Source organism: Roseobacter sp. (assembly GCF_039970775.1).
GTDB lineage: Bacteria > Pseudomonadota > Alphaproteobacteria > Rhodobacterales > Rhodobacteraceae > Roseobacter.
On sequence record NZ_JBDVLG010000034.1, the window covers coordinates 101,332 to 114,786 of the forward strand.

Sequence of the window (13,455 nt, forward strand, 5' to 3'; positions counted from 1 at the left end):
GTTAGCGCCAGGTGACGTCGCCCAAGAATATGTAGCCCGCGCCATAGATCGTTTTGATCAACTGCGGGTTTTTAGGGTCTTCTTGCAGCTTGGTGCGCAGCCTCGAAATGCGCACATCCATCGCCCGGTCAAAGCTGTCGCTTGCGGCACCACCCAAGTGGTCTTGCATCTGGGCGCGGCTGATCAGGCGTTTGGGGTTTTCCAAAAACAGGCGTAATATTTCGCCTTCGGCATGGGAAAACGGATAGGTTTGGCCCTTGTCATCTTCGATAACATATTGATCGAAAGACACCTGCCAGCCAGAGAAATGCGCCACCTGTCCAAGCGTCGTTGCGGGTTTTGGGGTGCGCAGGCGGGCACGAACCCGCGCGACAACTTCGGCAGGATCAAAGGGTTTGATGATATAATCATCGGCCCCCAATTCCAGCCCAGTGACTTTGTCCTGTACCAGCGCGCGCCCCGAAATGATGATCACAATCGCCCCCTGTTCGAGCGCGAGTTTATGCACCAAGGTCAACCCGTCGGTATCGGGCAACGACAGATCCACAAGGCAAACATCCGGTTGATGATGCGCCAGCGCCGCGGTGAACGCCTGCGCACGGCCAAAGCTGAGGGTGCGAAATCCGGCGTCCTCTAGAGCTTCGGTGAGCATGGTGCGGATGGCGGGCTCGTCATCGAGGATAGTGACCAAGGGCGCCGTCATGACGCGTGGCCTGAATGCCCCAGCAAGGCGCCTAATGCGTCCGCAGAAAACGGTTTTTGCAGCAGAGGGGCCACCGTGTGGGCGGCGCGTACGCGTGGGTCATCTGGGGGTAGGGATGTCATCAGGACAATCGGTACATCGCCCGCCAACCGGTTTGCAAGGTCAATGCCGGTGGCATCGCCGGCCAATTGAATATCTGACAACACCAATGTGATCTCGGGCAGGTCGGCCATCAGGGCGCTGGCTTCGTCGGCGCTGGCGGCTTCGATCACGGCGTGGTTCAGGCCAGTCAACATATCGCGATAAAGCGCGCGCAGGTCGTCGCGGTCTTCGACCAGCAGCACCAGCGACTGGGCCGTGTCCATGGCGGGCCGGTAGGGCAACCGCAGGATCACGCGCGCGCCATGCCCGGTGTTGGTCAGCCGCACATCGCCCCCGGCCAGTTTGGTCATATCGTAGACCATCGGCAGGCCCAGCCCCGACCCTTGGGCCCCTTTGGTGGTAAAAAACGGATCAAACCCCTGCTGCAAGGATTGGTCCGAAAACCCCGGCCCGCTGTCTGACACCTGCCATTCGATCCACGTGTCATGCACAATGCGCAGCGCAACATGGATGCGCCCGGCCACACCGCAAGCATCGCGGGCGTTCAGGATCAGGTTCAACAGGCTGTCGGTGGCCATGCCGGTGTCTAGCATCACGGCGGTTCGCGGCGCGTCTACATGGACGTCCAGATGCACATCATCGGGCAGGGTGTGGCCCGAAAGGGTGCGGATGTTTTCCATCAACTGGTGCAAATCCGTGGCCTTGGGGCGCAGGCTGCGCTGTGCGGTGATCCCCGCGATACTGTCAAGCAACGCGCCACCGCGTCTGGCCGCCGCCAAGGTGCCATCGGCCATTTCTATCACATCTTGTGGCAGGTCGGGGTGGCGCAGCAGTTTGGCCTGCAACCCCAAAATGATCGTCAGCAGGTTGGAAAAATCATGGGTCAGCCCCGAGGTCATCTGCGCGGCCAACGCCCGCCTGCGGGTTTGTTGCAAGGCGACCCGCGCCTGCATTTCTGATGTGACGTCCATCGACAAAATATAGATACCGCCGCGCGTGTCGGGCGTGAACGCCACCCGGATCCGACGGGCGCTGGCATCATCGGTGAACTCAAACACCGACGATTGGCCTGCGTAGGCGTTGGTCAAATAGGGCGCGATGCGGTCATAGACGGATGACCCAAGGGCATCGCTGATGTGCATCCCGTGAATGTCCGAAGGCCGCCCCGGAATGACCGTGCTAAGCTGCCTGTTGGAATAGGTATACCGCCCCGCGCCGGTCACGTGGGCAATATGCGCGGGCATCATTTCGGTGGTCAGCCGGGTGCGTGCCTCGCTTTCGGTCAGGGCGCGTTTGGTCTCTTGCAGGGCGGCGTTCATCGCGGCTAGGGCCCTGTTTGTGCTGGAAAGTTCTTTGGCATACGTCGTGAGCTGATCTGACAGTTCTTCGGACCGGCCTTGCAGCAGGGTTTCTTGTCGTTTGGTGCGGGTGATGTCGGTGTACACGGTGACCCACCCGCCTTGCGGCAGCGGCGCACCTTCGACGCTGATGGTGCGCCCGTTGGATCGGGTGCGTTCCATGTAGTGGGGCTCGAACGCGCGGGCTTGTTTGATCCGCTCTGCGACGAAATCATCGGTGTCGGCAACGGGCCCGTATTCGCCAAGTTGCGCCAGATGGCGAATGGTGTCTTCAAAGGTGGCGCCGGGGGTCACCAAGGCATCAGGCAGATCAAACATCCGCTGAAACGGGGCGTTGCACACCGCCAAACGCAAATCATGATCATAGATTGTGAGGCCCTGCCCAATCAAATTAAGCCCGGCGGCTGTCAGCTCCTGGGTTCTGGATTCGGATAGGGCCACATCTGCTCCTGCATTGGTATGCGTAGGTCGTTTATGCACCGGATGACACCCAGAGGGACAGCTGTAACAATTCGTAAGGATTGTGAAATCATAACGAAAAAGTTGACGTCGAGTGTAAAAGGAACATTGTTAACAATGTGGCGGCGAAATGCCGCGCTTGTCTGAAAAAGGCAAGGTCTGGGAGGACAACAGTTGATTGGTCGTATCGAAGCCGCCACCGGACTACGGTCCGTTCCGGCGTTATTGCATCGTAATGCCACCGCATTTGCGAACGCTCCGGCGTATCGCGAGAAGGAATATGGCATCTGGCAAAGCTGGACCTGGTCAGAGGCCCGCGAAGAAATTGACGCCTTGGCGTTGGGGTTGCTTGATCTGGGGGTTGCAGAGGGCGATTTTGTCGCGGTGATCGGGCGCAACCGGCCCAAACTGTATTGGTCTATGGTGGCGGTGCAAATGTGCGGCGCGGTGCCGGTGCCGCTCTATCAGGACGCGGTGGCCGAAGAGATGGCCTATGTCTTGGGACATTCCGGCGCGCGGTTCGTGATCGTGGGGGACCAAGAGCAGGTAGATAAGGTCATCGAAGTGCAGGACCAACTGCCGAATTTTGAACAGATGGTCTATCTTGACCCGCGGGGTTTACGCAAATACGACCATTCGGCGTTGCATGAATACGCCCATGTTCAGGGCACAGGCCGGGCGAAACGCGATGCATTGTCCGGTGTTTTGAAGGCGCGGCAGGAAGCGCTGGATTACGACAGCACCTGCGTGATGCTGTATACGTCGGGTACCACGGGCAAGCCCAAAGGTGTGGTGCTTAGCAATCGCAATGTGATCGAGACGTCGAAATCATCGTCTGAATTTGATGATCTGCAGCAAAGCGATGATATTCTGGCCTATCTGCCGATGGCGTGGGTGGGGGATTTTATTTTCTCTGTCGGGCAGGCGATGTGGACGGGTTTTTGCACGAACTGCCCCGAAAGTGCCGACACGATGCATGTTGATTTGCGCGAAATCGGGCCAACCTATTATTTCGCCCCGCCGCGTGTGTTTGAGACGCAGTTGACCAACGTGATGATCCGGATGGAGGACGCGGGGCGGTTCAAGAAATGGCTGTTTGATGTCTGCATGCGGCAGGCGCGCAAGGTGGGGCCGGCTATTTTGGACGGGCAGCCTGTCAGCCAATGGGACCGGTTCAAGTATAACCTGGGGGAGCTGTTCATCTATGGGCCCCTGAAAAACACGCTTGGGTTCAGCCGGGTGCGGGTGGGCTATACGGCGGGCGAGGCGATCGGCCCTGAGATCTTTGAGTTTTACCGGTCTTTGGGGATCAACCTGAAACAGCTTTATGGTCAGACAGAAGCGACGGTGTTCATCACGGCCCACCCTGATGGTGAGGTGCGCAGCGACACGGTTGGTGTTTGCTGTCCGGGGGTAGAGTTGAAGATCGCCGAGACTGGCGAGGTGTTCTACCGGTCACCGGGTGTGTTTGTAGAGTATTACAAGAACGCGGAAAGCACAGCAGATACCAAAGACCCCGAAGGTTGGGTCGCCACGGGGGATGCGGGGTTTGTCGAAGACGGCACGGGGCATTTGCGGATCATCGACCGGGCCAAAGACGTGGGTCAGATGGCAAACGGGGCGTTGTTTGCGCCGAAATATGTGGAAAATAAGCTGAAATTCTTCCCTAATATTCTGGAGGCGGTGGTGTTCGGAAACGGGCGGGATGAGTGCACGGTGTTCATCAACATCGACCTCACAGCCGTAGGGAATTGGGCGGAACGGAACAATATTGGGTATGCATCCTATCAGGAGCTGGCCCGGCATCCGCAGGTGATGGATACGATCCAAGCGCATGTTGAAGAGGTCAACGTTTCTGTCGCGGCGGATGAGATGTTGTCGGGCTGTCAGGTTCACCGGTTTGTGGTGCTCCACAAAGAGTTGGATGCAGATGACGGTGAGATGACGCGGACGCGAAAGGTGCGCCGCCGGATCATTGAAGAGAAATACGCCGATATTATTGCGGCGCTTTATGATGGGTCGACATCTGTGAGCACCGTGACGGAAGTGACCTATGAAGATGGGCGCAAAGGGTCAATTTCGGCGGCGTTGGACGTGCGATCTGCGGCGGTGCAGGTCGTTGGGGATAGGATGGCGGCGGAATGATGGGACGACGCTCGGCTGCGCCATCGCCCCGCCCACCTTCCCGCGATGCGTCGCGTTGGTCAGTGGTCGATGGCAGGGCCGTTGTAGGCGGCGCTGACGGCTTGGCTGATGTGGAAACGGGTCGAAAACCCGCGCAACGTTATATTGATGTCGTTAATTGCCTCGGCGCGGCTGAGGCCTTTGCCTTTGCGCTTGACTGCCATCGACATAAGGCAGGTGCGCTCCCAATCACTACTCATTGTGACGCCCTCTCATATTGCTGCTGCGTTGAGCATAAGCGCAAAAAGGTTAATTTTTCGCGGATCCGGCGCACGTTAGGAGGTTTTTATGTTCGATCAGCCTGAAGGTTTCACCACCGAAGACGGCCGTAAGATCGGTGCCGTAGTGATGGAGATGCGCAATATTACCCTGCGATTTGGAGGGGTTGAGGCGATCAAAGATATCTCTTTTGACATTCGCGAGGGAGAGATCCGCGCCATCATCGGGCCCAACGGGGCGGGCAAGTCATCGATGCTAAATGTCATCTCGGGGTTTTATGTCCCGCAAGAGGGGCAGGTGTTGTACAAAGGCGCGCCGCGTCCACCGATGAAACCCTATCAGGTGGCGCGGCAAGGCATTGCGCGGACATTTCAGAACATCGCCCTGTTTGAGGGGATGTCGGTGTTGGACAACGTCATGACGGGACGGTTGACCCAGATGAAGGCGGGGTTGTTTTCGCAGGCCCTGTGGGTGGGGAAATCCGAAAAGGAAGAGACCGCCAACCGGGAGGTTGCCGAAAAGATCATCGATTTTCTGGAAATACAGGCTATTCGCAAGACGCCTGTGTCGCGTCTTCCGTATGGGTTGAAGAAACGTGTTGAGCTGGCGCGCGCGCTGGCGGCAGAGCCGTCTTTGTTGCTGTTGGACGAACCGATGGCGGGCATGAACGTTGAGGAAAAAGAGGACATGAGCCGCTTTATTCTGGACGTGAATGACGAATTTGGCACGACGATTGCCTTGATCGAACATGACATGGGCGTTGTTATGGACCTGAGCGACCGGGTGGTTGTGATGGATTATGGCAAGAAAATCGGGGATGGAACGCCTTCGGAGGTGCGCAACAATCAGGCGGTGATTGATGCGTATCTGGGGGTGTCGCATGATTGATGTAAAGCTGTCATCAGCGATGCGCGGTCAAACCGGGGCGGTTGTTTCCCCGTCGGTGCGTTTCACCGGAACCAAGGCAGAGGGCCAGACGGTTCTCTTGGCGGCGCCGTTTGTCGATGAAAACGTGTTTTGCGACTTACGGCCAAGGGCATGCGGCTGATGAGGGGCACGTGTGGCAGGTCACAGGCGGCATCGATCGCGGGGGGGCAAGGCAGTGCTGTGCCGCGTCGATTTTCGCCACCCGCCATCGCACCAAAGATTAGCCCTGGCGTAGGCCCATACGCTCACGAACACTCAACTTTTGATACAAATTTTGAACATCTGGTTAACCATCAGCAGGTTGGTTCCATGGTACCCAAGACGGTGGGAGCACACGCCCGCATCATCGTCTGCCGGCGGCGTTGTGCCCATGATCATACCGGCCTGTCAGGCCGGATCGACAGAGCGCAGACGGAATGTATACCGTTTGGAGGGTACAGATGAGTAACTGGTTGTATATTGGCGCCTGCGCCGTGTGTTTTGGTGTGTTTGGCGCGCGTACTGAGGCCGCAAATGCGGATTTTTGCGGCAGCCCGACATCAGACTTGGCGCAGACATGCGCGGTGTTTCAGGATTACTGCGCGGGGTATCTTCAAGACCCTAACACGCTTGACATCAGCACGTTGAACGCGATCCCGGCGTCGGTCAGCTCGCGGTTTGCCGCCAGTGAATTGACCCAAGTTACATTGGGGTTTGTCACGACGCCCGACCCAAATATCGCGGTGGTCTATGGTGACCAATTCCCGTCTTGCGAACTGCTGCTGACGGATATGGTGTTTTCGGATCTCGCCGTATCCTACAAAAGCTGGCGCGCAACCGAAGGGGCCGATTTTGTGGCCACCGCTCCGTTTGAACCAACGTCACAGCATGACATGTCGCGGGCCTATGCCGCGGTGTTTCTGGCCGCCCCGCGCGAGGATGGCCGCGTGACCGAAATCACCCTGAACTGGAACCTGAGCGCTGCGGGTCTGACCCGGCTCAAAGTGTCATACCAGCCCGAGCGCGCCCACACCCGCGCCATGTTTGACAGAAGGACCGACTGATGCCAGAGCAACTCGCCTTTACCATCGAAGTGTTCCTAAATGGGTTAATGGCTGGCGTGCTTTATGCGCTGGTCGCCCTGGGGTTCGTGTTGATCTACAAGGCGAGCGGCATTTTCAACTTTGCGCAGGGGGTGATGGCGCTGTTTGCCGCGATGACCCTCTATGGCATCATGAACGGGCTGGTGCCGTTTGCCCATTTGATCAACGCGGTGTTTGGCACAGAACTGCACCATTTTGGCTGGACCGTCCCTGCCTTTGCCGCGATTTTACTTACCATTGGGGTCATGGTCGTGCTGGCGTGGATGGTCCAGCGGTTCATATTCCGATACCTCGTGGGCCAAGAACCTATCATCCTGTTCATGGCTACCATCGGGCTTGCATATTTCCTCGAAGGGGTGGGTGATTTGATGTGGGGGTCCGACATCAAAACGCTGAACGTCGGCTTGCCGCAGGGGATCAACGACACCATTGACCTGACCACATATGACTGGTTCGGCTACGGGTTTTTCATTGATAATCTGGATATCGTGGCCAGTATTGTGGCGGTTGTTTTGGTGGCGGCCTTGGTATTGTTTTCGCAATACACCAAACAAGGGCGGGCCATGCGCGCGGTGGCCGATGACCATCAGGCGGCGTTGTCGGTTGGTGTGTCGTTGAATTTTATCTGGATCTTGGTGTGGTCGCTGGCCGGGTTCGTGGCGCTGGTCGCGGGCATCATGTGGGGCGCAAAATCAGGTGTGCAGTTTTCACTGTCGCTGATCGCGCTCAAGGCGTTGCCGGTGTTGATGCTGGGTGGGTTCACCTCGATCCCCGGTGCGATTGTCGGCGGGTTGATCATCGGCGTCGGTGAAAAACTCTTTGAGTTCCTCATCGGTGCGCCGTTTCTGGGCGGCGCGACCGAAAACTGGTTTGCCTACATGCTGGCCCTGCTGTTTTTGGTGTTCCGCCCGCAAGGTCTGTTCGGGGAGAAGATCATTGAAAGGGTCTAAATCACGTCATTCCTCCAGCGATCGAAACAGCGCCACAGTCAGGGCGGCCAAAATGGTCACCCCAAGCGTCAGTGCAAGGTTGATGTCGCCAAACACGAGCATGGCAAAACATAGGCACACGCCCAGCACACCCAGGCAAACGACGATGCCAAAGCCCCAGGTCATGGACCCTGAAAGTTCTCTTTCCGCAACCTCAACCGGTTGTGCGGGTGGCTGGGGTGTCACATCGACAAAGTCGGTTTCCACCACGTCCACACTGTCAAGCAGCGCGGATTTCCGCGCTGTGTATTCCACATCTGTAATCTCGCCGCGGGCGAGACGTGTGTCTAGCTCGCGCAGATTTTTCAGGATGGTTGTCATAAGCCCCGCTCCTGCCCCCACATCGGAAGATGACAGGGGAAATGGGGCGAAATTGGGAGAAACCGTGACAGATTGTGGAATGGTTAATGTGCGTGGCCAGGCGGGCCCTTGTGTACAGGGGAATTGCGATGCGGGGCAGACAAGAAAAAATCGTAATTTTATACACCTTAACAGTGGTTTAGTGGGTGGGGCTCAATATGAATGGGCGGTTCATACGAACGCTTGCAACACTTGGTGCAATCGCGGCGGCGATTTTATCTGGCGTGATGTCGCGGTATCAACACGACGCGGGGCCGGGGGCAGAACCCCTGACACGCGTCGATACCCTGTGGGTGATGTTGGGCGCAGGCGTGGGGATGTTCGTCCTTATTCTATGGGCCTGCGCGCATTACACGCGCGACAAATGACCCCTTTCCCCCCGCGACATGCGCATAAAACCACGGCCGCATCGGCGACGGTAAAACACCACACAAGGGAGATGTCCTATGTTCTATCGTGAAGCTGGTGATTTCAGCACCACCTATCCGCACGACAGCCAGACCTTTCCGATCAAATTTGACCGGTGGCGATACTATGCAGTGCTGTTTATCGCGGTCGTGGTTATCCCATTTATGGTCAATGATTACTGGGTCAATTCGATCTTTATGCCCTTCCTGATCTACACAATCGCAGCGATCGGGCTGAATATTCTGGTGGGGTATTGTGGTCAGGTCAGCCTTGGTACGGGCGGGTTTATGGCTGTTGGCGCCTATGCGTGCTACAAATTGATGACCGCCTTTCCGGAGGTCAGCATGTTTATCCATGTGCTGCTAGCGGGGGGGATCACCGCAATGGTGGGGGTGCTCTTTGGCCTGCCCAGCCTGCGGATCAAGGGGTTTTACCTTGCGGTGGCGACGCTGGCCGCGCAGTTCTTTCTGGTTTGGCTGTTTAATAAAGTCAGCTGGTTTTACAACTATTCGGCGTCGGGGCAGATCAACGCGCCCGAACGCGACACCTTTGGCATCCTGATCACCGGGCCCAATACCGAAGCCTGGGCTACCTATATGTTTTGCCTGATCTTTACGATCTTTTCGGCCCTCGTGGCGCGCAATCTGACCCGTGGGTCGGTCGGGCGGCAGTGGATGGCGATCCGCGATATGGATATTGCGGCGGAAATCATCGGGGTGAATCCGCTTAAGGCCAAATTGACCGCCTTTGCCGTCAGTTCGTTCTTTGTGGGCATCTCGGGGGCGTTGTTCTTTGCGGTCTATCTGGGGGCTGTCGAAGTGGGTGAGGCGTTCGGCATCACCAAGTCATTTCTGGTGTTGTTCATGATTATCATCGGCGGTCTGGGGTCGATCTTTGGGTCATTCGCGGGGGCCGCATTTTTGGTGCTGCTGCCTGTGCTGCTCAAGATTATCGGCGTGGATTGGCTAGGTTGGCCCACGGATATCGTGGCACATTTGAACCTTGTGATCGTCGGCGGGTTGATTGTGGTCTTTTTGATCGCAGAGCCGCACGGGTTGGCGCAACTGTGGCGCGTGGCCAAGGAAAAACTAAGACTGTGGCCTTTTCCGCATTAGGCACAAAACGGATAGGGTGGACGTGGAGGCCACCCTGGGGGGAAGACAGCCGGGATGCCGGCGTATCGGATAAAAACCAAGGGAGGTAACACCGATGACATTTAAACTGGGAACACTGGCCATAGCAGGCCTGATGGCGGCAAGCCCTGTGATGGCGGATCTGGTCTTTCCAGATCTGAGCTATCGCACGGGTCCTTATGCGGCGGGTGGCATTCCGTTTTCGGATGGCTATCAGGATTATTTCACGCTGTTGAACGAACGCGATGGCGGCATCGGTGGGGTCATGACCCGTGTGTTGGAATGCGAAACCGGGTATAACACCGAAAAAGGTGTGGAATGCTATGAAAGCACCAAGGGTGAAGGCGCGCTTGTTTATCAACCGCTTAGCACTGGGATCACCTACCAGCTGATCCCCAAGGCGACGGCAGATAATATCCCAATACATACGATGGGGTATGGCCGAACATCGGTGGCCAATGGCGATGTGTTCAGCCATGTGTTCAACTACCCGGCCAACTATTGGAACGGCGCGTCAGCGGCGGTGAACCATATTCTGAACATCAATGATGGGGATATCGCGGGCAAGAAAATCGCGCTGGTCTATCACAACTCTGCCTACGGCAAAGAACCTATCCGCACGTTGGAAAAGCTAAGCGAAAAGCATGGTTTTGAATTGATGCTACTGGCGGTCGATCATCCGGGCCAAGAACAAAAGAGCCAATGGTTGCAGATCCGCCGGGAACGCCCCGACAATGTGATCATGTACGGCTGGGGCGTGATGAACCAAGTGGCGGTGCAAGAAGCCTCTAACATCCGGTTCCCGATGGAAAATTTCATTGGTATCTGGTGGTCGGGCGCCGAAATTGACGTGCAGCCTGCCGGGGACAAGGCGGACGGTTTCAAGGCCTTGGCATTGACCGCTGTGGGTGATGATTTCCCGCTTTATGACGATTTGCGCCAATATGTTGTCGATGGCGGCAAAGCGGCGGGTGCTGGCGACCAACTGGGCACAGTGCCTTACAACCGTGGGATCTATGCGGCGATGCTGGCGGCAGAGGCCGTCAAGGTGGCGCAAAAGATGCATGGGGTCGATGACATCACCAGCGGTCAGATGCGCGACGGCATGGAAAACCTGGTGATCGACGAAGCCCTGATGACAGCGGCGGGTTTGCCCGGCTTTGGGCCAACGTTCTCTGTGTCATGTGGCAATCACGGGGGTGAGGGTCTGGTTGCGGTCACGCAGTGGGATGCCAGCGCCGGTAAGTTTGTCACCATTGCCGATTTCGCACCGACCGATATGGACGTGATCCAGCCGCTGATTGACGCGGATTCTGCGGCCTACAAAAGCGAAAACAAAATCGACGGCACCTGCAACTGATGCCGCGTCTCTCCGGCGGCGGTGTCCACTGCCGTCGGGGACCCTGTGTAATACTGAAAGGGGCCCGCCATGTTGGACGCAGACCATAAAACGCCTGCCGCTGTGGAAACAGTGTTGGAGGTGAACAACATCGAAGTGATCTACAACCACGTGATCTTGGTGCTCAAGGGCGTGTCGTTGAGCGTGCCCAAGGGCGGGATCACCGCGCTTTTGGGTGGAAACGGCGCGGGCAAGACCACCACGCTCAAGGCGATCTCGGGGCTGTTGGCCTCCGAGCGGGGCGAGGTCACGAAAGGGTCGATCAAATACCGGGGCGACCCTATCCAACATGCAGATCCTGCGGAAACCGTCAAACGCGGGGTGGTGCAGGTGATGGAAGGGCGGCATTGTTTTGAACACCTGACCGTCGAAGAAAACCTGCTGACCGGGGCCTATACCCGGCGCGATGGCAACGCGGCCATTCAGGCCGACCTAGAGATGGTTTACACGTATTTTCCGCGCCTTAAAGAGCGCCGCAAGTCGCAGGCAGGCTATACGTCGGGCGGCGAACAGCAGATGACGGCGATTGGCCGCGCGTTGATGTCGCGCCCTGAAACGATCCTGTTGGACGAGCCGTCAATGGGATTGGCGCCGCAACTGGTGGAACAGATCTTTGAGATCGTCAAATCGGTCAATGAAAACGAAGGTGTTACGTTTTTGCTGGCGGAACAAAACACCAATGTCGCGCTGCGGTTTGCGCATTATGGCTATATTTTGGAATCGGGTCGGGTGGTGATGGACGGTCCCGCCGCCGAGCTGCGCGAGAACCCGGACGTTAAGGAATTTTATCTGGGCATGTCCGATGACGGGCGTAAATCGTTCCGGGATGTGCGCAGTTATCGGCGCCGCAAACGGTGGCTTTCATGACGAAGGAAACGGCAATGACCGCGCATTTTGACGATCTGGAAACCCGCAGTGCTGATGCCCGCGAGGCGGCGCAAACTGCGGCGTTGATTGCACAGGTGGCCAAGGCAAAAGGGTCTGATGTGCAGATATCGGCGCTTGGCGATTTGGCGCGTTTGCCGGTGTTGCGAAAATCGGATTTGGCGGCGCTGCAGGCGAAAAACCCGCCCTTTGGTGGAGTGCCGGTGTCCAATATAGCCCATGTGTTTCAATCGCCTGGCCCGATCTATGAACCCGGTGGGATAACCCACGACTGGTGGCGTATGGGCCGGTTTTTGCATGCAGCGGGGATTGGTGCCAGCGATGTGGTGCAAAACTGCTTTGGGTATCATCTGACCCCGGCGGGTATGATTTTTGAGAGCGGCGCGCGTGCTGTGGGCGCGCGAGTGCTGCCTGCCGGGACGGGTCAGACGGATCTACAGGTGCAGGCGGCTGCGGCCGTGGGGACAACTGCTTATGCGGGCACTCCCGACTATTTGAAGGTCATTCTGGACAAAGCAAATGAGATGGGCGTGGCGTTGCAGATCACCAAGGCGGCGGTCGGGGGTGGTGCGTTGTTTCCTGCGATGCGGGCAGAATATGCGGATCGTGGGATTAGCTGTCTGCAATGTTATGCGACGGCAGATCTGGGCCATATCGCCTACGAAAGCCCCGCGATGGACGGCATGATCCTGGATGAAGGCGTTATTGTGGAAATCGTGACGCCCGGCACCGGTGATCCTGTCGCGCCCGGCGAGGTGGGTGAGGTCGTCGTGACCCCGCTGAACCTCGACTATCCGTTGGTGCGGTTCGCGACCGGCGATCTGAGCGCGGTGATGCCGGGGCAGAGCCCCTGTGGGCGCACCAATATGCGCATCAAGGGCTGGATGGGGCGTGCGGATCAGACCACCAAGATCAAGGGTATGTTTGTGCGACCCGAACAGGTCGCGGCCTTGGTGGCACGCCACGATGAGATCACCAAAGCACGTGTCATCGCCAGCCGTGACGGCGCGCAGGATGCGATGACCGTGCAGATCGAAGCGACAGGGGGGTGCCTCGAGACATTCGGGCAAAGCGTTGCGGATACGTTGAAACTCAAAGGAACGGTTGAAATTTTAACCCCCGGCAGCTTGCCGCGCGACGGTGTCGTGATCGAAGATCAACGCAGCTACGATTAAAAGGCTTGCACGCCACCTTGCCGACGCAATGCAAACCCCCACAGCCACATGACATCGCGCGGGGGCATCCGG

The 13,455-nt window shown here is 57.5% G+C and carries 13 protein-coding genes; 9 read left to right on the plus strand and 4 right to left on the minus strand.

Features of this window, described 5'->3' with window-relative positions; translation table 11 throughout:
- Position 1: 1 nt before the first annotated feature.
- On the minus strand, positions 2-703 hold the full coding sequence (locus tag ABJH13_RS08425; protein WP_348405780.1) for a response regulator transcription factor: 702 nt from the start codon (positions 701-703) through the stop codon (positions 2-4).
- Positions 700-2,604: a PAS-domain containing protein gene (locus tag ABJH13_RS08430; RefSeq protein ID WP_348405781.1), complete on the minus strand. Its 1,905-nt coding sequence runs from the start codon at positions 2,602-2,604 to the stop codon at positions 700-702. The genes ABJH13_RS08425 and ABJH13_RS08430 overlap by 4 nt, the downstream gene beginning before the upstream one ends.
- 195 nt (positions 2,605-2,799) lie before the next feature.
- Between ABJH13_RS08430 and ABJH13_RS08435 the strand changes: the two genes are divergently transcribed.
- Positions 2,800-4,767: an AMP-binding protein gene (locus ABJH13_RS08435; protein WP_348405807.1), complete on the plus strand. Its 1,968-nt coding sequence runs from the start codon at positions 2,800-2,802 to the stop codon at positions 4,765-4,767.
- Positions 4,768-4,826: 59 nt separating this feature from the next.
- Here ABJH13_RS08435 and ABJH13_RS08440 read toward each other — a convergent pair whose 3' ends face one another.
- The gene (locus tag ABJH13_RS08440; protein ID WP_348405782.1) at positions 4,827-5,006 is read right to left on the minus strand and encodes a hypothetical protein; all 180 of its coding nucleotides are present in this window, start codon (positions 5,004-5,006) and stop codon (positions 4,827-4,829) included.
- Between the two features lie 88 nt (positions 5,007-5,094).
- Between ABJH13_RS08440 and ABJH13_RS08445 the strand changes: the two genes are divergently transcribed.
- From ABJH13_RS08445 to ABJH13_RS08455, 3 genes are all read left to right on the plus strand, one after another.
- Entirely contained in the window at positions 5,095-5,913 is an 819-nt protein-coding gene (locus ABJH13_RS08445; RefSeq protein ID WP_348405783.1) for an ABC transporter ATP-binding protein, read from the plus strand.
- 479 nt (positions 5,914-6,392) lie between these two features.
- Positions 6,393-6,995, plus strand: a complete 603-nt coding sequence (locus ABJH13_RS08450; RefSeq protein ID WP_348405784.1) for a hypothetical protein — start codon at positions 6,393-6,395, stop codon at positions 6,993-6,995.
- Positions 6,995-7,984 (plus strand): branched-chain amino acid ABC transporter permease, encoded by a 990-nt coding sequence (locus ABJH13_RS08455; RefSeq protein ID WP_348405785.1) that lies wholly within the window; start codon positions 6,995-6,997, stop codon positions 7,982-7,984. The genes ABJH13_RS08450 and ABJH13_RS08455 overlap by 1 nt, the downstream gene beginning before the upstream one ends.
- A 6-nt stretch (positions 7,985-7,990) precedes the next feature.
- Here the strand turns inward: ABJH13_RS08455 and ABJH13_RS08460 are convergent, their stop codons facing one another.
- Entirely contained in the window at positions 7,991-8,344 is a 354-nt protein-coding gene (locus ABJH13_RS08460) for an SHOCT domain-containing protein (RefSeq protein WP_348405786.1), read from the minus strand.
- Between the two features lie 197 nt (positions 8,345-8,541).
- On the opposite strand from ABJH13_RS08460, the gene ABJH13_RS08465 reads away from it, so the two are divergent.
- The 5 genes from ABJH13_RS08465 to ABJH13_RS08485 all read left to right on the plus strand — a co-directional run bounded on the left by ABJH13_RS08465 (position 8,542) and on the right by ABJH13_RS08485 (position 13,383).
- Entirely contained in the window at positions 8,542-8,751 is a 210-nt protein-coding gene (locus tag ABJH13_RS08465) for a hypothetical protein (RefSeq protein ID WP_348405787.1), read from the plus strand.
- 78 nt (positions 8,752-8,829) lie between these two features.
- A complete protein-coding gene (locus tag ABJH13_RS08470) occupies positions 8,830-9,906 on the plus strand; it encodes a branched-chain amino acid ABC transporter permease (protein WP_348405788.1) in 1,077 nt (358 codons plus the stop codon).
- A 94-nt stretch (positions 9,907-10,000) separates the two neighbouring features.
- Positions 10,001-11,284: an ABC transporter substrate-binding protein gene (locus ABJH13_RS08475; RefSeq protein ID WP_348405789.1), complete on the plus strand. Its 1,284-nt coding sequence runs from the start codon at positions 10,001-10,003 to the stop codon at positions 11,282-11,284.
- Between the two features lie 69 nt (positions 11,285-11,353).
- Positions 11,354-12,190, plus strand: coding sequence for an ABC transporter ATP-binding protein (locus ABJH13_RS08480; protein ID WP_348405790.1), 837 nt, complete (start codon positions 11,354-11,356; stop codon positions 12,188-12,190).
- On the plus strand, positions 12,187-13,383 hold the full coding sequence (locus ABJH13_RS08485) for a phenylacetate--CoA ligase family protein (RefSeq protein WP_348405791.1): 1,197 nt from the start codon (positions 12,187-12,189) through the stop codon (positions 13,381-13,383). Before ABJH13_RS08480 ends, ABJH13_RS08485 begins: the two co-directional genes overlap by 4 nt.
- Positions 13,384-13,455 lie beyond the last annotated feature (72 nt).